The sequence below is a fragment of the uncultured Psychromonas sp. genome, from assembly GCF_947489755.1.
Lineage (GTDB): Bacteria > Pseudomonadota > Gammaproteobacteria > Enterobacterales > Psychromonadaceae > Psychromonas.
Map to the genome: position 1 here is coordinate 1 of NZ_CANLFB010000040.1, position 25,463 is coordinate 25,463.

Annotated in this window: 23 protein-coding genes and 1 pseudogene; 19 read left to right on the top strand and 5 right to left on the bottom strand. The window is 37.4% G+C overall.

The window, feature by feature from the left end; translation table 11 throughout:
* The first annotated feature begins 594 nt into the window (after nt 1-594).
* The 7 genes from Q0794_RS16345 (at nt 595) to luxS (ending at nt 7,603) form a co-directional block, all read left to right on the top strand.
* Nucleotides 595-852 carry an OadG family transporter subunit gene (locus tag Q0794_RS16345; RefSeq protein WP_298943676.1) on the top strand — a complete coding sequence of 86 codons (258 nt, stop codon included), beginning with the start codon at nt 595-597 and terminating at the stop codon, nt 850-852.
* Nucleotides 853-884: 32 nt separating this feature from the next.
* The gene (oadA, locus tag Q0794_RS16350) at nt 885-2,675 is read left to right on the top strand and encodes a sodium-extruding oxaloacetate decarboxylase subunit alpha (RefSeq protein ID WP_298943677.1); all 1,791 of its coding nucleotides are present in this window, start codon (nt 885-887) and stop codon (nt 2,673-2,675) included.
* Between the two features lie 10 nt (nt 2,676-2,685).
* Nucleotides 2,686-3,816 carry a sodium ion-translocating decarboxylase subunit beta gene (locus Q0794_RS16355; protein ID WP_298943678.1) on the top strand — a complete coding sequence of 377 codons (1,131 nt, stop codon included), beginning with the start codon at nt 2,686-2,688 and terminating at the stop codon, nt 3,814-3,816.
* A 220-nt stretch (nt 3,817-4,036) separates the two neighbouring features.
* Nucleotides 4,037-4,450 (top strand): YqaA family protein, encoded by a 414-nt coding sequence (locus Q0794_RS16360; RefSeq protein WP_298943680.1) that lies wholly within the window; start codon nt 4,037-4,039, stop codon nt 4,448-4,450.
* Between the two features lie 225 nt (nt 4,451-4,675).
* Nucleotides 4,676-6,256 (top strand): glutamate--cysteine ligase, encoded by a 1,581-nt coding sequence (gene gshA, locus Q0794_RS16365; RefSeq protein WP_298943682.1) that lies wholly within the window; start codon nt 4,676-4,678, stop codon nt 6,254-6,256.
* A 160-nt stretch (nt 6,257-6,416) separates the two neighbouring features.
* A complete protein-coding gene (locus tag Q0794_RS16370; protein ID WP_298943687.1) occupies nt 6,417-7,028 on the top strand; it encodes a hypothetical protein in 612 nt (203 codons plus the stop codon).
* 65 nt (nt 7,029-7,093) lie between these two features.
* On the top strand, nt 7,094-7,603 hold the full coding sequence (luxS, locus tag Q0794_RS16375) for an S-ribosylhomocysteine lyase (protein ID WP_298943689.1): 510 nt from the start codon (nt 7,094-7,096) through the stop codon (nt 7,601-7,603).
* Between the two features lie 165 nt (nt 7,604-7,768).
* Here the strand turns inward: luxS and focA are convergent, their stop codons facing one another.
* On the bottom strand, nt 7,769-8,653 hold the full coding sequence (gene focA, locus Q0794_RS16380) for a formate transporter FocA (protein WP_298943691.1): 885 nt from the start codon (nt 8,651-8,653) through the stop codon (nt 7,769-7,771).
* A 271-nt stretch (nt 8,654-8,924) separates the two neighbouring features.
* Nucleotides 8,925-10,202: a CNNM domain-containing protein gene (locus tag Q0794_RS16385; RefSeq protein ID WP_298943693.1), complete on the bottom strand. Its 1,278-nt coding sequence runs from the start codon at nt 10,200-10,202 to the stop codon at nt 8,925-8,927.
* Between the two features lie 409 nt (nt 10,203-10,611).
* On the opposite strand from Q0794_RS16385, the gene Q0794_RS16390 reads away from it, so the two are divergent.
* Nucleotides 10,612-11,325, top strand: coding sequence for an endonuclease (locus Q0794_RS16390; RefSeq protein ID WP_298943695.1), 714 nt, complete (start codon nt 10,612-10,614; stop codon nt 11,323-11,325).
* Nucleotides 11,326-11,478: 153 nt separating this feature from the next.
* Here the strand turns inward: Q0794_RS16390 and ccsA are convergent, their stop codons facing one another.
* The gene (gene ccsA, locus Q0794_RS16395; RefSeq protein ID WP_298943699.1) at nt 11,479-12,267 is read right to left on the bottom strand and encodes a cytochrome c biogenesis protein CcsA; all 789 of its coding nucleotides are present in this window, start codon (nt 12,265-12,267) and stop codon (nt 11,479-11,481) included.
* A 148-nt stretch (nt 12,268-12,415) separates the two neighbouring features.
* Between ccsA and ffh the strand changes: the two genes are divergently transcribed.
* The 7 genes from ffh (at nt 12,416) to hldE (ending at nt 18,154) form a co-directional block, all read left to right on the top strand.
* Nucleotides 12,416-13,840, top strand: coding sequence for a signal recognition particle protein (gene ffh, locus Q0794_RS16400; protein ID WP_298943701.1), 1,425 nt, complete (start codon nt 12,416-12,418; stop codon nt 13,838-13,840).
* A 211-nt stretch (nt 13,841-14,051) separates the two neighbouring features.
* On the top strand, nt 14,052-14,300 hold the full coding sequence (gene rpsP, locus Q0794_RS16405) for a 30S ribosomal protein S16 (protein ID WP_025563544.1): 249 nt from the start codon (nt 14,052-14,054) through the stop codon (nt 14,298-14,300).
* Between the two features lie 26 nt (nt 14,301-14,326).
* A complete protein-coding gene (gene rimM, locus Q0794_RS16410) occupies nt 14,327-14,854 on the top strand; it encodes a ribosome maturation factor RimM (protein ID WP_298943704.1) in 528 nt (175 codons plus the stop codon).
* Nucleotides 14,855-14,873: 19 nt separating this feature from the next.
* The gene (trmD, locus tag Q0794_RS16415; RefSeq protein WP_298943706.1) at nt 14,874-15,620 is read left to right on the top strand and encodes a tRNA (guanosine(37)-N1)-methyltransferase TrmD; all 747 of its coding nucleotides are present in this window, start codon (nt 14,874-14,876) and stop codon (nt 15,618-15,620) included.
* A gap of 41 nt (nt 15,621-15,661) precedes the next feature.
* Nucleotides 15,662-16,012 carry a 50S ribosomal protein L19 gene (gene rplS, locus Q0794_RS16420; RefSeq protein WP_025563547.1) on the top strand — a complete coding sequence of 117 codons (351 nt, stop codon included), beginning with the start codon at nt 15,662-15,664 and terminating at the stop codon, nt 16,010-16,012.
* A 160-nt stretch (nt 16,013-16,172) separates the two neighbouring features.
* Nucleotides 16,173-16,541 carry a DUF454 family protein gene (locus Q0794_RS16425; protein WP_298943708.1) on the top strand — a complete coding sequence of 123 codons (369 nt, stop codon included), beginning with the start codon at nt 16,173-16,175 and terminating at the stop codon, nt 16,539-16,541.
* Nucleotides 16,542-16,723: 182 nt separating this feature from the next.
* The gene (hldE, locus tag Q0794_RS16430) at nt 16,724-18,154 is read left to right on the top strand and encodes a bifunctional D-glycero-beta-D-manno-heptose-7-phosphate kinase/D-glycero-beta-D-manno-heptose 1-phosphate adenylyltransferase HldE (RefSeq protein WP_298943710.1); all 1,431 of its coding nucleotides are present in this window, start codon (nt 16,724-16,726) and stop codon (nt 18,152-18,154) included.
* 104 nt (nt 18,155-18,258) lie between these two features.
* Here hldE and Q0794_RS16435 read toward each other — a convergent pair whose 3' ends face one another.
* Nucleotides 18,259-19,572 carry a TolC family outer membrane protein gene (locus Q0794_RS16435; protein ID WP_298943712.1) on the bottom strand — a complete coding sequence of 438 codons (1,314 nt, stop codon included), beginning with the start codon at nt 19,570-19,572 and terminating at the stop codon, nt 18,259-18,261.
* A gap of 156 nt (nt 19,573-19,728) precedes the next feature.
* On the opposite strand from Q0794_RS16435, the pseudogene nudF reads away from it, so the two are divergent.
* The 4 genes and pseudogenes from nudF to parE form a co-directional block, all read left to right on the top strand.
* Nucleotides 19,729-20,328: pseudogene (nudF, locus tag Q0794_RS16440) on the top strand (ADP-ribose diphosphatase); the annotation flags it as partial.
* 173 nt (nt 20,329-20,501) lie between these two features.
* Nucleotides 20,502-21,338, top strand: coding sequence for a 3',5'-cyclic-AMP phosphodiesterase (gene cpdA / locus Q0794_RS16445; protein ID WP_298943714.1), 837 nt, complete (start codon nt 20,502-20,504; stop codon nt 21,336-21,338).
* Nucleotides 21,339-21,361: 23 nt separating this feature from the next.
* Nucleotides 21,362-21,949 (top strand): YqiA/YcfP family alpha/beta fold hydrolase, encoded by a 588-nt coding sequence (locus Q0794_RS16450; RefSeq protein ID WP_298943716.1) that lies wholly within the window; start codon nt 21,362-21,364, stop codon nt 21,947-21,949.
* Between the two features lie 97 nt (nt 21,950-22,046).
* Nucleotides 22,047-23,936: a DNA topoisomerase IV subunit B gene (parE, locus tag Q0794_RS16455; protein WP_298943718.1), complete on the top strand. Its 1,890-nt coding sequence runs from the start codon at nt 22,047-22,049 to the stop codon at nt 23,934-23,936.
* Nucleotides 23,937-24,060: 124 nt separating this feature from the next.
* On the opposite strand, the gene Q0794_RS16460 is transcribed toward parE, so the two are convergent.
* Entirely contained in the window at nt 24,061-25,428 is a 1,368-nt protein-coding gene (locus Q0794_RS16460) for an energy transducer TonB (protein WP_298943719.1), read from the bottom strand.
* Nucleotides 25,429-25,463 lie beyond the last annotated feature (35 nt).

The window sequence follows — 25,463 nt, forward strand, 5'->3', positions numbered from 1 at the left end:
GGGTGTAGCTCAGCTGGATAGAGTACCTGGCTACGAACCAGGCGGTCAGGGGTTCGAATCCCTTCACCCGCACCATTTCTTTACTTTATCTTTGTTTTACTTTTTATTTCAATCCCTATCGGTACTTTTCTGTTAATTTTCTAATTTTTATTATTAATGCATTTATTTAGCATAACTATTCATTTTTTAACTTGTTTTTACCTCACTAAATCGCTCTTCTGCATAATTAATCAAAGCGAATCGCCTTGCTATACCTGCCTTGATTGATCTTTTCTATTGTTTTCTCTCTGCCCCTCATTTTAAATATAAACTCTGTAAACTAGGTCAACTTCCATTTCTTTCATTTTATTGTCCAAAGCAGTACAATAGCCATCTGCGAAACATTATTCTACTAATAACGATATAGATTAAAGGGTTATTGAGCAAAGTGGTTTGATGGTTGATGTTTATTATTTACATGGTTTTAATCGTGATAAGTACTCAAAGCTCGCATCTTTGCAACTTGTTAAATATATATAGAATTTGAATAATTATTCATTTTTATGTGTGAGTGGTGAGTTGTTATGAGCATTTAGAAAAGGAAAGGATACATTTATGGATATTTCAGGGTCTTTAGTTACCGCGTTAATGCTACTGGGTCTCGGCATGGCATTTGTTTATATGTTTTTAGGGTTACTCTTTATTTGTATTAACCTAATGGCAAAATATATTCCAGCGGATAAACCCGTTATTACCCCTCAACGTAAAACGGCTGCAGCACCTAAAGCAGCTGGTCAAACACAAGTAAGCCCTCAAGTTGTTGCCGCTATCACAAGCGCAGTACAACAATACCGTAAATCCCAAGCAGTATAATGGATAAAGAATTAATAAAGGAGCAAGTGAATATGTCTAAGCCTCTCGCAATCACCGAAGTTGTTTTACGTGATGCACACCAATCATTATTTGCAACACGCATGCGTATTGACGATATGTTACCTATCGCAGAGAAATTAGATAAAGTAGGCTATTGGTCTTTAGAGACTTGGGGTGGTGCTACTTTTGATTCATGTATTCGTTATTTAGGTGAAGATCCTTGGGATCGTATTCGTGCTTTAAAAGCGGCGATGCCAAATACGCCTCAACAAATGTTGTTAAGAGGGCAAAACTTATTAGGTTACCGTCATTATGCCGATGATGTTGTACAGAAGTTTGTCGAACGTGCTCACACTAATGGCGTCGATGTATTCCGTGTTTTCGATGCAATGAATGATGTACGTAACTTTGAGACGGCGATTAAAACAGCTGTTGAAATTGGTGCTCATGCTCAGGGTGCGCTTTCTTATACGACGAGTCCTGTCCACACCATCGATGGTTGGGTTGATATGGCGAAGCGTTTGGAAGACATGGGCGCGCACTCTATCTGTATTAAAGATATGGCTGGTTTGTTAAAGCCGTATGTTGCTGAAGAGTTAGTGACTAAAATTAAAGCGTGTACTGATATTCCATTAGCATTGCATTGTCATGCAACAACGGGCCTTAGTTTAGCGAGTCAACAAAAAGCAATTGATGCGGGCGTTGATATTATCGATAGTGCTATCTCTTCAATGAGTATGACTTACGGCCATTCACCAACGGAAACATTAGTGTCTATTGTTGAAGGTACAGCGCGTGATACGGGGTTAGATTTACATAAACTAGAAGATATTTCTGCTTACTTCCGCGATGTGCGTAAAAAATATGTGAAATTCGAAGGTGAATTGAAAGGGGTTGATCCTCGTATTTTGATAGCACAAGTACCGGGTGGCATGTTAACTAATATGGAAAGCCAACTTAAACAGCAAGGTGCTGCCGATAAGATGGATGAAGTATTAAAAGAAATCACCTGTGTTCGTGAAGATCTTGGTTTAATTCCTTTAGTGACACCAACGTCTCAAATTGTTGGTACACAAGCCGTGATCAATGTATTGATGGGCGAACGTTATAAAAATATTACCAAAGAAACCGCGGGTGTTTTAAAAGGTGAATATGGCGCGACACCGTCACCTGTTAATGCTGAACTACAAGCTAAAGTCTTAGATGGCGCTGAAGCCATTACTTGTCGTCCTGCTGATAACATTGCTCCAGAAATGGCGACGATTGAAGCTGAGCTTAAAAAGTTAGCCGCAGAAAAGGGCATTAAGCTTGCTGATACTGAAATTGATGATGCGTTAATTTATGCATTGTTCCCTGAGATTGGCCTTAAGTTCTTAGAAAATCGTAATAATCCTGATGCATTTGAACCAGTGCCAAGCGCTGATGATATGAAGGTAGCGGCTCCATCGAGCAAAGAGCCTGAGTCTTACTCTGTGTCTGTTGATGGTCAATTATACAATGTACAAGTCGGTCCTAAAGGTAGTATTGATGGTATTACGCCAGTGCAAGCTGGAGGCCAAGTCAATGCAACGGTTTCTGCTAATACTGCGGCACCTGCTGCTAGCGCTGAAGGCGAAGATGTACCAGCACCTTTAGCGGGTAACATATTTAAAGTATTAGTAAATAATGGCGATCACGTTGATGAAGGCGATGTGCTGGTGATTATGGAAGCGATGAAAATGGAAACAGAAATTCGCGCTCCAAAATCAGGCTCAGTACAGGCCGTTAACATCAGAGAGGGTGATGCAGTTACTGTTGGCGAATCACTGTTCGTAATAGGTTAAGGAAGATAACGTGAATGGATTAATGACACTGTGGGCTGATACCGGAATTGCAAATTTCGAATGGCCAGAGTTAGTAATGATGGCGGTAGGTGGTTTGCTATTATACTTAGCCGTCGTGCGTAAATTTGAGCCTCTTTTATTATTACCGATTGGGTTTGGCGCTATTTTAGCGAACATTCCTAATGCTGGTTTTAATGATGAAGGCGGCATGCTTTATTACATTTACCATATTGGTATTGAAACGGGGATCTTCCCGTTAATTATCTTTATGGGTGTTGGGGCATTAACTGATTTTGGTGCGTTGATCGCTAATCCTAAAACGTTGTTTTTAGGGGCGGCTGCTCAGTTTGGTATTTTTGCAACGTTATTTGGCGCAATTCTATTAAACCTAGTACCTGGTTTTGAGTTCAGTCTTGCTGATGCATCTGCGATTGCTATCATTGGTGGTGCTGATGGGCCAACGGCTATTTTCTTAGCCTCTAAGTTAGCGCCTGATTTGTTAGGGGCGATTGCCGTTGCTGCTTATTCATACATGGCGTTAGTGCCAATTATTCAACCGCCAATTATGCGTGCATTAACAACGCAAGCTGAGCGTGAGATTAAGATGGAGCAATTACGTCCAGTCAGCAAAAAAGAAAAAATCATCTTCCCACTTGCTGTTTTATTTATGACAATCTTATTCTTACCAGCTGCAACACCGCTAGTAGGTATGTTTTGTTTAGGTAATTTGATGCGTGAGTCTGGTGTTGTTGATCGTTTAAGTTCTACTGCTCAAAATGAGTTGATCAACATCGTGACTATTTTCTTAGGGTTAGGTGTTGGTTCTAAATTATCTGCGGACAAGTTCTTGAACTTAGAAACGTTAGGTATTTTAGGGTTAGGCGCGATTGCTTTCTCTATTGGTACTGCATCTGGTGTGATCATGGCAAAAATTATGGGCCGCTTCTCTAAGAGTCCTATCAATCCATTGATTGGTGCTGCGGGTGTATCAGCTGTTCCGATGGCTGCGCGTGTTGCTAATAAAGTGGGCCTTGAAGCTAATCCGCATAACTTCCTATTAATGCATGCAATGGGCCCGAATGTGGCTGGTGTATTAGGTAGTGCAGTTGCTGCCGGAGTGTTATTGGCGATTGTTGGTTAAATAGCCCTGACGTTTTAGCATTATTGATTAAGGCCACTTTTTAGTGGCCTTTTTTATGGCTAGTTTTTTGTTTAAGCTTAATTGTTTAGCTTTGTTATCTGAATCCAAGTCTTTTATAACTGACTTTCTATTTTAGTTTCTGTATTAATGTTAAAGCTAGTTTTTGATGGGTGTTTGGATGGGGATTTTTGATGGTGTGCATTTTGTTTAAGGGTAATGAATGATTGATTATTGGTTGTTGTTTAGTAGTGCCTTTATTTCATCAACCTTATTTCCCGGTGGCTCAGAAGTGTTGTTTGTTTATTATCTTAAACAGCAGTTGTCATTAAAGTGGGGGTTTTTATTCGTAGCGATTATGGGTAATAGTTTAGGTTCGATTGTGACTTATTTACTGGGCTCCTACATTCACTTCGGACAAGAAAAAGCCGCTAAAAAATATCCTAAAGTATTATTACTCTGTAAAAAGTGGGGGAATGTTGCTTTGCTATTAAGTTGGTTGCCGGTTATTGGTGATGTTATTTGTCTTTTCGCTGGGTGGCTTAAATTACCTAAAACAGCTGCATTTATTAATATTATCATCGGTAAAAGTATACGTTATTTATTTTTGTTAGGCATCGTGGTGTTATGGCCATAGCTCGACAGATGAACTGACAAAGATATAAATGGATTGATAAAATCAAATAGATTTAATTAACATACGTTTATAAAACTCAAATCTAATGCTTTAAAGCGTCTCATAGATTAATTTAAACTTTGTTTAAAGTATCAATATATGAAGCGTTTCAATGAAATCCTTATTTAGTTCAACGAAGTTAGGTGTTAGAGTTAGCCCTCTAAAAAATTTACTCTGGGGCTTACTTTGGCTAAAAACTTCCAACAACGCATTCATTTCCTTAACCAACATCCTGAGAGTCTCACTGAGTTTGGTCGTGGCATTGAGCGAGAAACACTACGTGTAAATGTAGATGGTAAATTATCTCAAGAAGCACATCCTAGTGCTTATGGTAATGCGCTCACGCATACCTCAATCACTACTGACTTTGCTGAAAGCTTATTAGAGTTTATTACGCCTGTAGCAAACAGTGTTGATCAGCTTTTTGATTATCTCAATGATATTCATCATCATGTTGTATTGAATTTGCCTAGTGAACAATACCTATGGCCAATGAGTATGCCTTGTTATGTTCAAAGTGAAGATCACGTTGAATTAGCACAATTCGGTAGCTCTAACATTGGTAAAATGAAAACCACTTATCGCCAAGGTTTGAAAAACCGTTATGGCAGTATGATGCAAATTATTTCAGGTGTGCATTACAACTTTTCATTACCCGCTAGCTTTTGGGATACATGGGCTGAGTTACATGACTCACCATTAACGGGAAAAGAAGCTCAATCAGCTGGTTACATGGGGCTGATTCGAAACTATTTACGTTATGGTTGGGTTATTCCTTACTTGTTTGGTGCTTCACCTGCTATTTGTAAATCGTTTTTACAAGGTAAAGAAACTAAACTACCTTTTGAAAATACAGGCAAGGGGACGATTTATTTACCTTATGCCACGTCATTGCGCCTTAGCGACCTAGGTTATACGAGTAGTTCTCAAGCTGATTTGAATATTTGTTATAACAACTTAGATTCTTATTTGGCGAGTGTGCGTGTTGCTTTATCTAAAAAAGACCCTAAGTTTACTGAAATGGGTGTTGTTAAAGACGGTGAATACGTACAGTTAAATGACAATATTTTGCAGATTGAAAATGAATTATATGCTTCTATCCGCGCTAAACGTGTTCAAAAAAGCAATGAAACCCCTTCTCAAGCATTAAAAGCGCGTGGAATTGAATACATTGAAATTCGTTCTTTAGATGTTAATCCATTTTGTAAACTTGGGATTACTAAAGAACAAGTTCATTTCTTAGATTTGTTCTTAACGTGGTGTGCAAGTGTTGAATCTCCTGAGTTATCTCAACAAGAGTACCAAGCTTGTGCTGATAACTTTAGCCAAGTAGTGACTCGTGGACGTGATCCGAAACTAACGTTGACGATTGCTGATCAAAGCCATGATGTTGCTGGTTGGGGTGAATGGTTAAATACACAACTTGCTGAGATGGCTGTTTTACTCGATAAAAATAGTAAAGATGATTGTTATCAAAATGCAATGAAACATATTAGCCCGCGTTTTGAGCATTCAGAAAATACCAGTTCAGCACGTATTTTAAACCGTATTATAAAATCTCAAGGTGATAATGGCTCTTTAGCATTAACGCTGAGTAAGCAATATAAAACAGAGCTAGAAGAACAATCTTATGTCATTTGGTCTGAAGAGATATTTGCTGAACAAAAGTCACAATCAATCGATAAACAAAAACAGATTGAAGCAGCGGATACGTTAACGTTTCCTGACTTTTTAGCAGATTATTTTGAAAATGCTAAAAAGGAATAAGGTTTAACGTTATTGTTAATATTACTGCTTAACATTGCTATTCTTTAAAACACATCATGGTTATTGTTATCAATAATCATGATGTGTTCCATTCTTATCATTAAACATTTTATTAACCCCTTATTGCTTAATCCATTAGCCTAGAGGTTTAACATTAATAATGAATTTATTTAAGAAAATACTTGTTCTAGCTTTTCCTCTATCTTTAATGGCTTGTGCTACACCACCTGAAAACCCTGAAGATATTTGTGATATATTTTTCGAAAATAGAGATTGGTATAGCGCGTCAAAGGAAATGAATCAACGCTGGGGAACACCAATCCATGTTCCAATGGCAATGATGTATCAAGAGAGTGATTTTATACATGATGCCGCGCCGCCAATGCAGTATTTTTGGTTTATACCTATTGGACGAGTCAGCAGTGCTTACGGCTATGCGCAAGTACTGGATGGAACGTGGGATGATTATCAAAGTGAAACGGGCAACAATTGGTCGAGTCGAGATGATTTTTCTGATGCGATTGACTTTATGGGATGGTTTACCAGTAAAACCAATAACATAAATGGTATTTCTAAGTGGGATGCGTACGGACAGTATTTAAATTACCATGAAGGTTGGACTGGCTATAAAAAGAAAAGCTACAATAAAAAGCCTTGGTTGTTAAAAGTTTCTCGCAAAGTGGATACGCGTGCTAGACAATACGCTACACAGTTAAAAGGCTGCCAAGAAAATTTAGATTCAAGCTGGTTATGGCGATTTTTTTATACATAACGAGCTTTATGTTGCTGATGAGTATCGGCAACCAATAATTATTAATAAAGTTGAAAGGAAATACTATGCCATTATTAGATAGCTTTACCGTTGATCATACTATTATGAAAGCGCCAGCAGTACGTATTGCTAAAACGATGCAAACACCAAGCAAAGATACGATCACTGTATTTGATTTACGTTTTACTGCGCCTAATAAAGATATCCTATCGGAAAAAGGGATTCATACATTAGAGCATTTATATGCTGGTTTTATGCGTGATCATTTGAATGGTGATAACGTTGAGATTATCGATATCTCGCCAATGGGTTGTCGTACGGGTTTTTACATGAGCTTAATTGGTGCGCCAACAGAAGATCAAGTGGGTAAAGCTTGGTTAGCGGCAATGCAAGACGTATTAAATGTTGAAAACCAAAATGAAATTCCAGAGCTAAACGAATTTCAATGTGGTACTTATGAAATGCATTCTCTAGTAGAAGCAAAACAAATTGCTCAAGCTATTATCGATGCGGGTGTTGGCGTTAATAAAAATGACGATATCTCACTATCAGCAGAGCAACTACAACAGCTTTAGTGCTTAATGTGGTCTGACTCTAAATAAAAGGCTTCTATCATGAAGCCTTTTTGTTTTTTGCCTTGTATCTAAACTGTAGCCTCTAAAATCTAATCTCTAATCTCTAATCTCTAATCTCTAATCTCTAACCTCTAAACTGTAAATTCAAATTCAATCGTCATGTTCTTACTGTTTTTTGCTGATAGGTGACTTTTCAATAAACCAATTTCCTAACCCGACGATCACAGCTCCCCCCACAATATTGCCTAATGTGACTGGAATTAAGTTATTAATGACAAAATGACTGATGGTTAAATCCGCAAAGCTCGTTGCGTTATAACCTAGCTCAATCAATAACTCTGGCGAAAAGGTATGTTGTAAAGCAATGCCTAAAGGCACCATAAATAGATTGGCAATACTATGTTCAAATCCACTGCTAACAAACATGGTGACAGGCAAAATAAGTAATATTGCTTTGGTTAACACGTCTTTTGTATAGAATGTCATCCATACACCCAAGCAGACAAGTAGATTACATAAAATACCGAGTGAGAAAGCTTGTATCCAAGTGTGGTGAAGTTTGTGTTGTGCAATGAGCATTGCGTTGATTCCCCATTGTCCACCGTCTTGCAGGTGCATTTTGGCACCTACGATTAACAGTAACATGACCATCGCGCCGACAAAGTTACCTAAATAGACTCGAATCCAATAGTTAACCAATTGTTTATGGGAGATTCTTTTTTGCGCCCAAGCGACACTGCTTAATACCGTGCTTGTAAATAACTCTGCGCCGCAAACCACCACTAAAATAAGCCCTAAGCTAAAAGCAAAACCACCTGCAAATTTTGTCATACCCCATGAAGCACTTGAGCCAGTGGTTACCGTGATATAGAAAACGAAAGCAATTGAGATAAAAATACCAGCAAAAATAGACAGGCCAAAAGAGTGTAATAAACCTCTATTAGCTTTCTTATATCCATATTCGCTTGCGGTAGAAACAGGATTATCGAGGCTTTCTGAGCTAATAGCTTCTTTATTCAAGTTGTTTAAATTATTGATTGCATGGTTCATATAAACACTAAGCCTCTAGAAAGGAAATTAACTAATGAGCGCTTATTATTACAATGTTTTGAAAAGTATTCTTGATATGTATCAAAGGTGATCTAGTTCTATTTATAAACACTTTTTAAATCGAATGTTTAAAAAGATAAAATAGAGAAGGTATTTTTCGAATTTAAAAGTACTTCTGATTGAATATATTAGAAAACAAAAAAGCAAACCAGTAGTTTGCTTTTTGTTATTTTTTACTTATGTATTGAACAACTTTATTAAACAAGTCGACTTATTCACTTTCCTCTGTATAGAGGTGAGGAATAATTTTTACCAATTTAACCATGTTATTTTCGACTTCCATTATTTCCATTGGGTAGCCACAGATACGTGTACTAACCGCTGAGGTTGGAATCGTTTCAAGGTGTTCAAGAATTAAACCATTCAGAGTGCGTGGGCCATCGGTCGGTAAAGACCAACCCATTTCTTTGTTTAAGTCTCGAATACCTAAACTACCTTCGATAATGTAACTATCATCTTGTTGTTTATGGATTTCTTCTGAACTATGCGGTTCACGTGTTGTTGTAAAGTCGCCAACAATCTCTTCTAAAATGTCTGCTAAGGTGACTAGCCCTTGAATATCACCGTATTCATCTACCACTAATCCCATACGTTCTTTATTTTGTTGGAATTTGATTAGCTGTGTATTGAGTGGGGTGCCTTCTGGAATAAAATATAGTTCGCGTACACTTCGTAATAATGTGGTTTTAGTAAACTCTTCTTTTAATAAGATAAGTAACGAATCTCGAGCGTGTAAAAAGCCTATCGAATCATCAATGGTATCTCGGTACAGCAACGTCATAGTATGAGTACGATGTCTTAATTGTTTTAAAATAGTATCCCAATCTTGATTGATATCGATCGCTGCTATTTCATTACGTGGGACCATGATTTCATCAACAGTGACTTTTTCTAGCTCTAAAATGCTGAGTAACATTTGTTGATGGTGCTCTGGGATCATAGAGCCTGCTTCATGGACTACTGAACGCAATTCATCACTAGAAAGGGCATTGTCACTCTGATTATGGATACTAATACCGAAAATTCTTAATAAGCCATTTGAAATACCATTAATAAACCAAACGAAAGGGCTGAGTAGTTTTTGCAATGGTGCTAATAGCACTGAACTAGGGAACGCTATTTTTTCTGGGTAAATAACCGCTAATGTTTTAGGGGTCACTTCAGCAAAAATAAGAATCACAAAAGTTAATACCCCCGTTGCGATCGCAATACCTGCGTCACCAAATAAACGTTGACCAATAATAGTGGCGATAGCAGAGGCCAAAATATTAACTAAGTTATTACCAATCAAAATTAAACCAATTAACTTGTCTGGCTTATTTAATAGCTTTTCAACGCGTAGTGCTGCTTTGTTTTTATCTGCCGCTAGGTGACGTAAACGATAGCGGTTTAAAGACATCATGCTTGTTTCTGAGCTAGAGAAGTAAGCTGAAATAATGATTAAAATAACTAAGCTTATAAATAGTGCACTTATGGGTATGTCGTTCAAAAGTTCTCTCGATAGTTGCTATAAAAAAATTAAATATAATGAGTTTGATACTATCGAAGAAAAGCAGATATAACAAAGTAGATTTGCTAAAAATGGTTATAAAAAACGTATTTTCGATAGAAACCGACTTCAACCCGGTAATAATAGAATTTAAGTCTGTGCATTCATTATATGTCGAAATAATTTATTCATTAATAGATAAAGTACGATTAACTGAAATCATTCGTTATAAATATTTCCAAGCCATTAGTGACGAGCGGTTTTTATGATGATTGATCTTTGTCTAATAACAGCTAACACGATGATTTTATTTCATATAATGGCTTGTATATTACGCTTGTAAAATTAGATAATACTCCCTTTTGTCTAATGGATTATTATTATCAAATCATTAATTGTTTTATCTTTATTGCCTTTCTCATTATTAGTGAATGCAGAAAATACTCAAATACAATCCTTTTCAAGTGCTAAAAAGAAGCTAGAAAAAGAAATTTATTTAACCTCACATGAACGCCACACTTTATATTGCCAGGCTGAATTTGACAGTAATAAAAACATTACGCCGCCAAATGGCTTCGAAAGCATCAAATATCAAAAAAGAGCAAAACGCGTAGAATGGGAACATGTTGTACCTGCGGAAAACTTTGGGCGTAATTTTAGTGAATGGCGTAGTGGCGCAGAAGTTTGTGTTAATAGCAAAGGGAAGGCTTATAAAGGGCGTCGCTGTGCAGAAAAAGCAAACTCTGAGTTTAGATATATGCAAGCCGATATGTATAACCTTTATCCTGCTATTGGTTCGGTTAATGCAAGCCGTAGCAACTATAACTTTGCTATGTTGGGCTCTGTAGACAATAGTTTTGGTAGTTGTGCTGTTAAAATAGAGAGCCGTAAAGTTGAGCCACCAACAGCGAGTCGTGGTGTTATTGCGCGTACTTATTTATACATGGATAACTTGTATGCTAATTACAAGATGAGTCGTCAGCAACGCCAGTTAATGAATGCTTGGGATAAAACTTACCCTGTTGATCAATGGGAATGTGAGAGAGCTAAGCGTATTCAAAAGATTCAAGGTAATCATAATGAAATTTTAGAGCAAAGCTGTTTAAAAGCGGGTTTTAATTAACTTTGTATTTACTTATAGCGCTTTGTTGTAGGCTTTATTTAATCATCTTTAGGTTTGAGAATAATATATATAGAAGGTGTTTAGATAAAATTAAACCGCTGAGGTTAATTCAGCGGTTCTAATAGCTAACTGGTTTAAGTTAATGCTGTCGCGTTATAAAATAATTTCACGTACAACACGGCTACCAAAGTAAGCAAGTGTTAACAATGATGAACCTGCAATGGTTATGTAGATAACTAAACGACCGCGCCATCCTTTTTTATAACGGCCCCATAATAAGGTTGCATAGATAACCCAAGCTATCATGGTCAATATCGCTTTGTGCCCACTTTCTGAACCAAACATATTTTCTAAAAATACAAATCCAGTGACTAAAGTCCCGCTTAATAAGATAAAACCAATCAGAATAAGTTGAAACAAACTTTTTTCAAGCGTCATTAATGGTGGCAACTTTAAACTTGTCACAGGCGATTTATGATTTTTTAATCGATAGTCTACATAAGCGAGTTGTAAGGCAAATAAACTGGCTATCGTTGTTATCGCATAGGCTAATATAGCTAAAATAATATGGGAGCCAATACCTGGATGATTTTCTAAATGAGTAATGTAATGGCTTGGTAAATACATAACAGCGACAAAGTTAATAATATTAAAGCCATATACTATCGGTAACAGTACACCTGTATTGAGTTTTTTACTCATTATTAATGAGAGTGCCGCAATCACAAAGCTCGCTAATGACACGACATTAAGAATAGGCAGGTTTTGGCCATCAATTAATAGAATATGTTGATATAACCAAAGGGCATGGGTTAATAAAGCCACGCTCGATAACACAATGATCGGTAAACTTGACGTTGTTTGAGGAGAAAATAATTGTCGGCCAGCTAGTAAGCCACTTAATAAATAAAACACAATGCTGATAATTGCTAGTTGATCCATATATTGGTACCTATTTTCATAAAATGAGTCTTTTAAGTGCCCACATTATAAGCTTTATTGAACGGATGAGAAGTTAATACTATTTTGAAAAAGCATAAATGCGTATAATGTATAAAATCCTAATAATTTATAGCTATGAGACTTAAACATGTTTGAGAATTTAACGGACAGATTATCGAAATCACTGAAAAATATCAGTGGTAAAGGCCGATTAACAGAAGATAACATTAAAGGCACGTTACGCGAAGTGCGTATGGCTTTATTAGAAGCCGATGTAGCATTACCTGTTGTTCGTGACTTTATTCAAGCAATTAAAAAACGTGCTATTGGACAAGAAGTTGCCAAAAGTTTAAACCCTGGTCAAGCCTTTATTAAAGTTGTACAAAACGAACTTGAATTGGCAATGGGTGAAGTGAATGAAAACTTAAACCTAGCAACACAACCGCCAGCAGTCTTATTAATGGCGGGTTTACAAGGGGCGGGTAAAACCACTTCTGTTGCTAAACTGTCATTGCTACTAAAAAATAAAGAGAAAAAATCAGTATTGGTAGTGAGTGCCGATATCTACCGTCCAGCTGCGATCAAGCAATTGGAAACATTAGCTGCTGAAGTTGATGTTGAGTTCTTCCCAAGTGATATTAGCCAAAAGCCAATTGATATTGCGAATGCCGCGATTGCACATGCGAAAAAGAAATTCATTGATGTCGTGATTGTCGATACTGCAGGTCGCTTGCATGTCGATGGCGAAATGATGGATGAAATTAAAGATCTTCATCAAGCTATTAACCCAATAGAAACGTTATTTGTGGTTGACGCAATGACGGGGCAAGATGCTGCAAATACGGCACAAGCCTTTAATGAAGCATTACCGTTAACCGGTGTTATCTTAACGAAAGCTGATGGTGATGCGCGTGGTGGTGCTGCACTTTCAATTCGTCACATTACTGGTAAACCCATTAAGTTTATCGGTATGGGTGAAAAAATTGATGCTTTAGAACCTTTTTACCCAGATCGTATTGCCTCTCGAATCTTAGGGATGGGTGACGTTCTTTCATTAATTGAAGAACTTGAAACTAAAGTTGATAAAGATAAAGCGGCTAAGTTAGCGAAAAAAGTTCAAAAAGGTAAAGGTTTTGATCTAGAAGACTTCCGTGATCAACTTGTGCAAATGAAAAGCATGGGCGGCATGATGGGCATGATGGATAAATTGCCAGGAATGTCGAATATTCCTGATGCAATGAAAAGCCAAGTGAATGATAAAGCAACCAATCAAATGGAAGCGATTATTAACTCAATGAGCAAGAAAGAACGTGCTAAGCCTGAAATTATTAAAGGTGGACGTAAGCGTCGTATTGCCGCTGGTTCTGGTACACAGATTCAAGATGTTAATAAGTTGCTGAAACAGTTTACGCAAATGCAAAAAATGATGAAAAAAATGTCAGGTAAGGGCGGTGGCATGCGTAAAATGATGAGCGGTATGCAAGGCATGATGCCGGGTATGGGCGGCGGTATGCCTGGTGCTGGTGGCGGTGCTGGATTACCACCTGGTTTAGGCGGATTCCGTAAAAAATAATCATTAGTAAATTCAATTACTAAAGTGATTTAAAAGCCCCGTTGAATAGTATTCAACGGGGCTTTTTGCTTTTTCAGACTTTGAATGATTTGTAAACTGTGATTTTGATTGTTCTTTTCTCAAATAAGAGTATAATTTTGCGGCTTTCTACAGAAGCAGGTGGTCAGAATTCACTGACTTTCGACGTTTAACAATATATATAGAGGACGATATGGTAACTATTCGTTTAGCTCGTGGTGGCGCTAAAAAACGCCCATTCTACCAAGTGGTAGTAACAGATAGCCGTAGCCCACGTGACGGTCGTTTCCTTGAAAAAGTTGGTTTCTTTAACCCAACTGCACAAGGTCAAGCAGAAAAATTACGTTTAGATACAGATCGCATCAACCATTGGGTTGGTCTTGGCGCACAGCTAAGTGATCGTGTAGCTAAATTAGTAAAAGATAACGCCGTAGCTGCTTAATTGCAGTTAGGTGAAGGAGATATTAGGTGAGCGAACAAGCAGAACCAATAGAGATAGGCAAATTTGGTGCGGTATATGGCATCAAAGGCTGGTTAAAAGTCCACTCCTACACCGATGACCCAGAAAGCATTTTTCAATACAAACCATTGTTAATGAAATCTAATGGGACATTCCAAGAAGTGAATATCACTGAATGGAAACGTCACAATAAAGGTTTTGTTGCAAAAGTAGCTGGTTATGATGTTCGCGAAGAAGTTCAAGCCCTAGTTGGCCTTGACCTTTTAGTTGACCCTTCTAACCTTCCTGAATTGGAAGCAGACTACTACTGGCGAGATTTAGTCGGGTGTCAGGTTAATACTGACAAAGGTTATCATCTTGGTGTTGTCACTGATTTGATGGAAACAGGCTCTAAAGATGTGCTTGTTGTAAAAGCCAACTCGAATGATGCTTTTGGTCAAAAAGAGCGGTTAATTCCGTTCATCGAAGAGCAAGTGATATTGAATGTTGATATTACAGGCCAACTAATTACAGTTAATTGGGAACCTGATTTCTAATTACCCTAGGAGAAAAGTTATGTGGTTAGGGGTTATTAGCCTCTTCCCGGACATGTTTCGGGCCATTAGCGAGAATGGGGTAACAGGTCGAGCGATTAAAAATAACTTGCTCTCTATTGAGTGTTGGAATCCACGTGATTTCACATTAGATAAACATAGAACGGTCGATGATCGTCCCTATGGTGGTGGGCCTGGAATGCTGATGATGGTGCAACCTTTACGGGATGCAATCAACGCAGCAAAACAGACTGCAAGAGAAGCAGGGCATGAGGCAAAGGTGATTTACCTTTCTCCTCAAGGTCGACGTTTAGACCATCAAGGCGCACAGTCGTTATCAAGCTCTCAAGCTTTGATATTAGTGGCAGGGCGCTATGAAGGAATAGACGAGCGCATAATCGAAAGCTTAATAGACGAAGAATGGTCTGTTGGTGATTATGTGTTAAGTGGTGGTGAGCTGCCGGCAATGATTTTAATGGACGCAGTGGTACGTTTTGTACCGGGTGTTTTGGGTCATAGCCAATCAGCAGAGCAAGATTCCTTTGCGGATGGTTTGCTTGATTGCCCTCACTATACAAGACCTGAGGTGTTAGATGGAAAACAAGTGCCAAGTGTTTTATTAAGTGGTGATCACGAGAAAATTCGTCAATGGCGATTAACTCAATCATTACAGCGCACGAGACAAAGAAGACCCGATTTATTAAAAAATCTAGCTCTGACTGACGAGCAAGCAAAATTGCTTGCTGCTCTGGATAGTGGCTCCAACTAAACAGCGATGTTATTAGTTAACTAGAATTAAAAGGTATTAAAATGAGTAATATTTTACAAGCAATTGAAAACGAACAACTACGCACAGACATCCCTAAGTTTTCTCAAGGTGATACTGTTGTTGTACGTGTTCGCGTAAAAGAAGGTGAAAAAGAGCGTCTTCAAGCATTTGAAGGTGTTGTTATTGCTAAGCGTAACCGTGGTTTACATTCAGCATTCACAGTTCGTAAAATCTCGAGCGGTGAAGGTGTTGAGCGTGTATTCCAAACTCACAGCCCACTTGTAGGAAGCGTTGAAGTTAAACGTCGCGGTCTGGTTCGCCAAGCTAAACTTTACTACTTACGTGAACTTACTGGTAAAGCTGCTCGTATTAAAGAGAAGCTAGGTAAGTAATTTCATTCTTTCAGCTAATGTATATTAGCTGAGAAATGTAAGTTGCAAAATTGCTATAATAAAAAGGTCTGCTTAGTGCAGGCCTTTTTTTTGGGATTTTTTTAACTATTAATTAAAACTATCCAATCACCTAATGTAATTAGATCTTAAGGTAAGATTGATGCGACAAAATTTAATAAAATATCTTTTATTTGTGACTGCTTGCTTTGCTACTTTACTAGGACTATTAGGCATTATTTTACCTTTGTTACCCGCAACGCCTTTTTTTATACTCGCATTATTTGGCTTTTCTAAAAGCTCTCCAACATTTCAAGCATGGTTACTTAATTTACCCGGTATCGGTGACGATTTAAGGCATTGGCAAACTCATAAAAAAATTAATAAACAGCGTAAACCTGCTATTTATTTAAGTATCGTGGTTAGTTTTCTTATTTCTATTTTATTGATTGAGCAAATGGCATTACAGCTGATGTTAATTGGAATTATGTTGATATTGCTTTTTTGTATGAAAAAGTTACCTGAATATTAATCACTTCTCTTTATTATTTAATTAAATTACTTTTATTTCTGCTTCTGCTCAATATTTTTATCTACCCATCTATCTCATTTTTTGATTACTTATTACGTAAATTTAAAATATTCGATTTTGAAAATGTGATTTTATAGCGGCTGTGATAATCTTAGCCGATATACCGACTAGAGAAGAATAAAATGAAAATAACTTTACCTGAATATGACCAAGCCAATGTACTAGTCGTTGGTGATGTCATGTTAGATAGATATTGGCATGGTCCTGTTACTCGTATCTCTCCTGAAGCACCTGTACCAATAGTGAATGTAAAGCAAATTGAAGAGCGTCCAGGCGGGGCGGCTAACGTTGCATTAAATATTGCGGCATTAGGTGCCACTTCAACGGTAGTCGGTTTGGTTGGAGAGGATGAGGCTGCACAAGCTATTCAAGATAGTTTACGCTCTGTGCACATAAAGACAGATTTCATTACGGTACCTAATGTACCGACTATTACAAAGTTGCGTGTACTCAGCCGCCATCAACAGTTAATACGCCTTGATTTTGAAGATTCATTTGCTGACGTGGATAGCGCTGCAATCATGGACAATATGACTAAAGCGCTTACTGGTGAAAACCCTGTGGTGGTTTTCTCTGATTATAATAAAGGTTCATTGTCTGATATACAGAATATGATCCAATTAGCAAAAAGTCGTGGCGCTAAAGTATTAGTTGATCCTAAAGGTTCTGATTTCGAAAAATATCGGGGGGCAACATTATTAACCCCTAATTTATCTGAATTTGAAGAAGTCGTTGGTCATTGTAAAACCGACCAAGAGTTATTTGATCGTGCAACTCAATTGGTTATCGATTTACAACTCGACGCATTGTTAGTGACGCGTAGTGAGCACGGCATGACATTGATTCGTGAAAATGTAGCGCCATTTCACCTGCCAACTCAAGCACAGGAAGTCTTTGATGTAACAGGCGCTGGTGATACGGTGATGGCCGTCTTGGCTGCGTCTATCGCGGCTGGAAGTAGTTTTGAAGATGCCTGTGCATTAGCCAATGCAGGTGCTGGCGTAGTGGTCGGTAAAATAGGCACGTCAACCGTTAACACCATTGAATTAGCGAATGCCGTGTATAGCCAACAAGAGATTGGTTTTGGTGTCTTAACGGAAGAGCAATTAAAGCTGGCCGTTAAGCTGGCACAACACCGTGGTGAAAAAGTCGTGATGACTAACGGCTGTTTTGATATTTTACATGCAGGTCATGTCTCGTATTTAAATACTGCCAGAGAGCAGGGCGACCGGTTAATTGTTGCTGTAAATAGTGACCAATCTGTTCGTGGCCTAAAAGGCGAAGGGCGTCCGGTTAATCCTGTCGACCGTCGCATGATTGTATTAGCTGGGTTAGGCGCTGTGGATTGGGTCGTTGAGTTTACTGAAGAAACACCACAAAGATTGATTGCGGGTGTCTTACCTGATTTGTTAGTGAAAGGTGGAGACTACAAACCAGAAGAAATAGCAGGCGGTGAAGAGGTTATTGCTAACGGTGGTGAAGTGAGAGTCTTACAATTTAAAGATGGTTGCTCTACCTCTGAAATCATTAAAACAATTCGAAACGAGCTCTAATTCTTCTGCTGTGAACATCGTTTTTAATATACAAAAAAAGGGAAGCATTTGCTTCCCTTTTCTATTTTTAAATTATTTTAAAGTTAATTTTTAATCGTAATAAGCTATTGTTTTTTTGCTTCAACGAGTCCAGCTGAAATATCAAAAATATCTTGTTCAGAAAGTGTACCTGCAGATAATTTCAATTGAATCATATTGATGATGTAATCATAACGAGCGTTAGCTAATAAATTTTCAGATTCGTATAAACTTCTCGTTGCATCTAATACATCTACAATCGTACGGGTACCCACTTCAAAGCTAGCTTCAGCTGCATCTAATGCACTTTGTGATGAAATAACTGTTTGCTCATAAGCTTGAATAGAGCTAACAGAGGCTTGAACGTTGTTGTAACCACTATTAATATCTGCTTCAGTGCTACGAAAACTTGATACTAAATCTTGGCTTGCCATTACATAACTGTATTGTGCTTGTTTAACTTTTGACGTAATTGCACCGCCTGTATAAATAGGTACATCTAAGCGAAGGCCAAATACAGCTGAAGTACCGCTGTATGAACTTGAGCTCGCATTATCATAATCATAATTGTCGTAATCTAAGTCGGCAGTGAAATCAACGGTTGGGCCATGACCTTTTTCTGCTAACTCAATATTCATTTTTGCTAGCTCTTTAGCGATACGTTTAGCATGTAAATCTAAGTTATGCTCTAACGCTTTATTACGCCAATTTGTAACATCACCTTCAAGAGTTTTTGGGTCAAAAGTGTCAGTGTTTAAATAAGCAACTTCTTTTACATCTTCACCAGTTAATTCACGTAAAACATAGTAACTATTTGCTAATGTATTTTTAGCTGTAATTAAATCAGCAGCGGTTCTATCGTATTCTGCTTGTGCTTCATGCACGTCAGTGATGGCAATTAAACCAACATCAAAACGTTGTTTAGTTTGTTCTAGTTGACGTTCAACTGAGCGTTTGTTTGCTTCTGTTGATTTTACCGTTTCATTTGCTCTTAACACATCAAAATAAGCAACGGATGCTCGGTATAATAATGTTTGTGCTGCATAACCATAAATAGTGGCGTATTGAGTTGCTTGTTTTTCAGAAATATCTGCATTTTTCCAGTACGAACCATTATAAATAGACTGTGTTAGGTTTATGTCTGCACCGTAGTTAGTGTAATCTTTAGTATCTTTGGTTGAGATAAGTCTATTCGCTTCTAAACCAAACCCTATTTGTGGTAATAAAGCGGCTTTAGATTCATTTATTTGCTCAGCAAATACATCATACTCAGCTTTACTTTTTAGAATAACAGGATCTTTATATTTAGCTGTTTCGTATACTTGTTTTAAAGTATCAGCATTCACTGCGATACTTGATAAACCTAATAATGTAGCGATATAGATTCGTTTTAAATTCATGGCAAGAAGATCCTATAGATTATGTTTTTATGCTTATATTAAGTAAGGCTAACAACAATAAGGTTAAGTGAAGGTTAAGCATATTATAAAAATATAATATACACTATTTTTTGTTATTTTAGTTAGAGCAAATTAAAACGAAATAAAAGGAATCTAAGTATGTACGATAAAAATGACGTTCAGGTTTTAGCTTGTGAGTCACTTTATAAAGGCTTCTTTAAGTGTAATAAGTTTACTTTGAAACATAAGCTATTTTCAGGAGAATGGAGTGAACCAATCCAACGTGAATTCTTTGAAAGAGGCAAAGCCGCTGCTCTATTAGCTTATGATAAAGAAAAAGATACTGTGATCTTAGTTGAACAATTCCGATTTGGCGCGATGGAAAGTAAACAATCACCTTGGTTATTGGAACTAATTGCTGGAATGATCGACGAAGGAGAGGACGCTCAAGAAGTGGCAAAACGTGAAGCCTTTGAAGAAGCAGGGTTAGTCATTGAAGAATGCCAGTTTATGTTAAGTTATTTTGTTAGCCCTGGTGGGACGACAGAAACATTAGATCTATTTATTGCGAATGTTGATAGTACTAATGTTGGTGGTATTTTTGGACTTGATAATGAAGGTGAAGATATTCGTGTTCATGTTGTTCCTCGAACACAAGCTTATGAATGGGTTAAATCCGGTAAAATTGATAATGCAGCGACAATAATTGGTTTACAGTGGTTAGAGTTGAATTACAAACAAGGCTTGAATATCTAGTCTTTTCTGCAAATTTAACCTTTCATTTCATAAAAATGAGGCATTGCCGACATTTTTTGTTATTTTATTATTTTCATTTTTTTGACGATGGTAAAATAAATAGCTTCAATTTAAATGAAAGCTGCCGTTAAGAGTAGTGCTTCTAACTATAGAAAGAGCGAAATAAATATTAAATGAATGGTGTAAATCAGAGTGTCGCAACCCTAGTACCCGATCCTATAGGTGATATTAAGTTATTACAAATCACTGATACCCATCTTTTTGCTAACCGCGAGAAAGGTTTATTAGGTATTAAAACGGTAGAAAGTTATGATGCCGTGATTAAGCACGCGAATAAATATGCTGGTACATGTTCAGCTGTACTGTGCACGGGTGATTTATCCCAAGATCATTCAGCCCAATCTTACGTCGATTTTAGTGACCGTATTAAAACGTTAAAAATGCCTTGTTATTGGTTACCAGGTAATCACGATATGCAGGAGGTTATGCTGCCTTCTTTGTTATCAGAAGGATTAGCACAGGCAAAGCAATTGGTCAGTGAATATTGGCAAATTATATTATTAGATTCACAAGTATCTGGTGTGCCTTATGGGCATTTAAGTGAATCTCAACTTACTTTCCTTGAAGAAAAACTCCAACAGTATCCGAATAAACACACGTTAATAGCCGTTCATCACCATGTTCTGCCTGTTGGATCTGCTTGGTTAGATCAACATATATTAAAAAATAATGAACAGTTCATCGCCTTAATTAGTCAATTTGATAACGTAAATGCAGTATTATCGGGCCATGTTCACCAAGAATTTGATGTTGAAAAAGAAGGTGTTCGGTATTTAACGAGTCCATCGACTTGTGTGCAGTTCAAGCCCCAAAATAATGAATTCGCTGTTGATGATAAAGCACCGGGATATCGCTATTTAGTCTTAACAAAATCAGGTAAAATAACTACTCAAGTTGAACGTATTGATATTGGTGAATTTAAGACTGATGTCAATGCGACGGGTTATTAATATATAAGTTTAAAAGAGGAAAAATGACAGAGCCTAAAATAACTAAAGTGTTGCTTTCGTTACACGGTTTTCATAGTTCTCCTGCATCATTAAAAGCGCAACAAATGCGCGACTACTTATTACTGAACCATCCTGATATTCATTTTGTATGTCCACAGCTTCCGGTCTTACCCAAAGATATGTGGACAGTCATTGAAGCTATTTTCAAACAGTATGAAGATTGTGAAATAGCGGTAATGGGAAGTTCTTTAGGTGGTTTTTTAGCGACTAAAGTAGCACAGCAGTACGCAGTCAACGTCTTATTAATTAATCCCGCTGTCACTCCAGGTTTGTTGTTAACTCGATACCAAGGTGAGCAATTACACCCTTATTTGCAACAACGTTATGATATTAATGAAAGTTACATAGAGCAGCTTATCGCATTAAATGTTGAAAATATTAATGAGACCCGAAATATATGGGTACTCTTACAGCAGGAAGATGAAGTATTAGATTATCGAGAAGCGCTTAAAAAATACGAACAATGTAAAGTGACGTGTGAACAAGGGGGCTACCATAGTTTTATTGGCTTTGACCGTTATCTTCCAGAAATAATTCACTTTCTTTACTAAATACATACAATTAATAAATATGTTCTGTGGTAACTTACGCGCAGAATGAACAACCACTAGATTTACAACTCTAAATAGAATAACCATAGGTGCATGCATGAGCGAACAATATAATTCAGATTCCATTGAAGTATTAAACGGATTAGATCCCGTTCGCCATCGACCAGGCATGTACACCGAAACTAATCGCCCTAATCATCTAGCACAAGAAGTTATCGATAACTCTGTGGATGAAGCGTTAGGCGGACATGCAACTTCAATTCAAGTTATTTTACATGAAGACCAATCATTAGAAGTGATTGATGATGGCCGTGGTATGCCGATTGATATGCATCCTGAAGAAAAAATATCAGGGGTGGAATTAATTTTTTGTAAATTACATGCTGGTGGTAAATTTTCAGGTAAAAACTATGAAATATCAGGCGGTTTACACGGGGTAGGTATCTCTGTTGTCAATGCATTATCGACTCGTGTTGATGTGCAAATTCGTCGTGATGCAAAAATTTACCATATTGCGTTTGAAGACGGTAACAAAGCAGAAGAGCTTAGTGAAGTGGGTGTCTGTGGTAAACGCAATACAGGTACGAGTGTTCACTTTAAACCTGATCCTAAGTATTTCGATAGCTTTAAATTCTCTGTTTCTCGTTTGCTGCATTTATTGAAAGCAAAAGCAGTATTGTGCCCAGGGTTAAGCATCAAATTTAAAGACCGCGTTAATAAAAATAATTATGAATGGTGTTATCAAGACGGCCTTAATGATTATTTATTAGAAGCCGTTTCTGAAAATGAATTATTACCTTCAACACCTTTTGTCGGTAAGTTTTCTGCAAACAGTGAAATGGCTGACTGGGCAGTTGTATGGCTACCTGAAGGTGGCGATTCAATCACGGAGAGTTATGTAAACTTAATCCCTACCGCACAAGGTGGTACTCACGTAAATGGTTTCCGTCAGGGGTTATTAGATGCAATGCGGGAGTTCTGTGATATTCGTAATATCTTGCCTCGTGGTATTAAATTAAGCCCGGAAGATATCTGGGATAAATGCAGTTATGTATTGTCTGTAAAAATTAAAGAACCACAATTTGCCGGTCAAACTAAAGAGCGTTTATCTTCACGTCAATGTTCTGTTTTTGTTTCTGGTGTTGTTAAAGATGCCTTTAGTTTATGGTTAAACGCCAATGTTACTGAGGCTGAAGCATTAGCTGAGTTCTGTATTAACAATGCACAAGTGCGTAACCGTAAAAGTAAAAAAGTAGCGCGAAAAAAAATAACGCAAGGCCCTGCATTACCGGGTAAATTGACAGATTGTTCGACACCAGACCCCATGCGAGGCGAGCTGTTTTTAGTGGAAGGTGATTCGGCTGGCGGTAGTGCGAAACAAGCACGAGACCGTGAATTTCAAGCGATTATGCCATTACGCGGTAAGATTAAAAATACATGGGAAGATGAATCAGATGTCATTTTAAGTTCTGAAGAGATCCATAATATTTCAGTGGCTATTGGTATTGACCCCGCCTCAACGGATTTATCTGGTTTACGTTATGGAAAAATTTGTATCTTAGCCGATGCCGACTCTGATGGGTTACATATTGCTACGTTAATCTGTGCGCTATTTGTTCGTCATTTTAGAGCTGTTGTTGACGCAGGAAACTTCTATGTAGCCATGCCTCCTTTATATCGTATCGATATTGGTAAAGAAGTTTACTATGCATTAGATGAAGCAGAGAAAGACGGTGTATTGAATCGTATTCAAGCTGAAAAGAAACGCGGTAAAGTTAACGTGCAACGATTCAAAGGGCTAGGTGAAATGAATCCACTGCAATTACGTGAAACAACCATGGATCCTAATACGCGCCGTCTGGTACAACTAACGATTGAAGATGCAGATAAAATGCTTGAGATGATGGATATGTTGTTAGCTAAAAAACGTGCCGGAGACCGTAAAGTTTGGTTAGAAGCAAGTGGTGATATGGCAGCTATCGATTAATTTATAAGTTGCTTTAGAGCATAATTAAAATAAGCCCTGCCTTTTATTCATAGAAATTTTACTCATTAGCAGTAAAAAAAATAAAAATGCCAATCATTTTGATTGGCATTTTTGATTCTACTTTTTATTCAAAACGATAATAAAATGATTGTTTACTCGACACTTTCTCTTGGCCTTTTAGTGCTGGCATAAATCGCTCTTGTGCAATAAAGCTTAACACTTCCTTATCTAATACTTCATGGCCACTCGATTGAACAATCTCAGCCTCTTTAGTTGAACCAGTGACGGTTACTGTCATATTGGCAACAACGTGCCCTTTTTGGTGCTGTAAAGCGGCTTGTTTGGGATAAGAAGGGGCTTTACCTGATACGGCTATTGCTTGCTGTAATGAATTTCCTTGGCTTGCCATTGATGTGTGCATCGCATCTGACTTTGGTTTGAAAATCCGTTTCTCTATTGCTACCAAATTATTTTTCGTTAGTGTCGATGTCGATGTTTTATTATTGAGCTCCTTTGTGCTCAGAGCTATTTTTTGTTGATTGGTTTTATTTGTTCTAGCGGTTATTTCACTCTTCTTCGTGGGCACTAATGGCTGTGCTGATTTCACAGTAGAATTTTTAATAGTAAATTTTTTAATTTTCTTTTTCTTAGTTGGTTTTGATATTGCAACTTTTGGTAAATTCATTCGGTTTTGTTCAAATACATATTCTTTTAATAGTGCTACTTCGCCGGAAGTATGTGTCTTAATATTCACTTGATAACTTTTTATTGGTAATACTTTTTCAACTTTATCTTTTTCATCTTCTTCTGGTAATAACATCAATGGCTTACTTTGCTCTATTTGAGTGTTTTTTGACGATATTAATGACGCTATTAATTCTGTTTGAGTTATTTCTCGCGATATTGATGATAGAGGCTCTATTTCAGGTCGAATAACTACTTGCGATGTTGATGAGAGAGGCTCTATTTCAGCTTGCGTAATTACTTGTGCTGTCGATGAAAATGTCTCTACTTCAGTTTGACTGACTTCTTGCGATGTTGATGATAGAGGCTCTATTTCGGTTTGAGTAACTACTTGCGATGTTGATGATAGAGGCTCTATTTCAGCTTGCGTAATTACTTGTGCTGTCGATGAAAATGTCTCTACTTCAGTTTGAATGACTTTTTGCGATGATGATTGTGTCTCTACTTCAATTTGACTTATTTTAGGGGAGTTTGATGGTGTTACTTTTTCTGTTTGAGTTGTTTGTTGTTGGCGTGTTGATGTCGCGATAGACATTGATTGGATAGCGTCAAGTTGAAGTAAAGGCGTTGACATCGCTTTTGTAGGCGCAAATGTTGTCGCTACAATATGCTCTTCTGTTGTTTTTATAGGGGACGATGTCTTAATAGTAGAATCATTTGAAGATCTATCGCTATTAAAATAAAAAAATAGGTAGTGTAATAATAAGCTTATAACAATAAATGGGAAATAATGATAAGAGGTTTTCATAATATATTTTTACTCTATGTATTACTGTTTCGTTC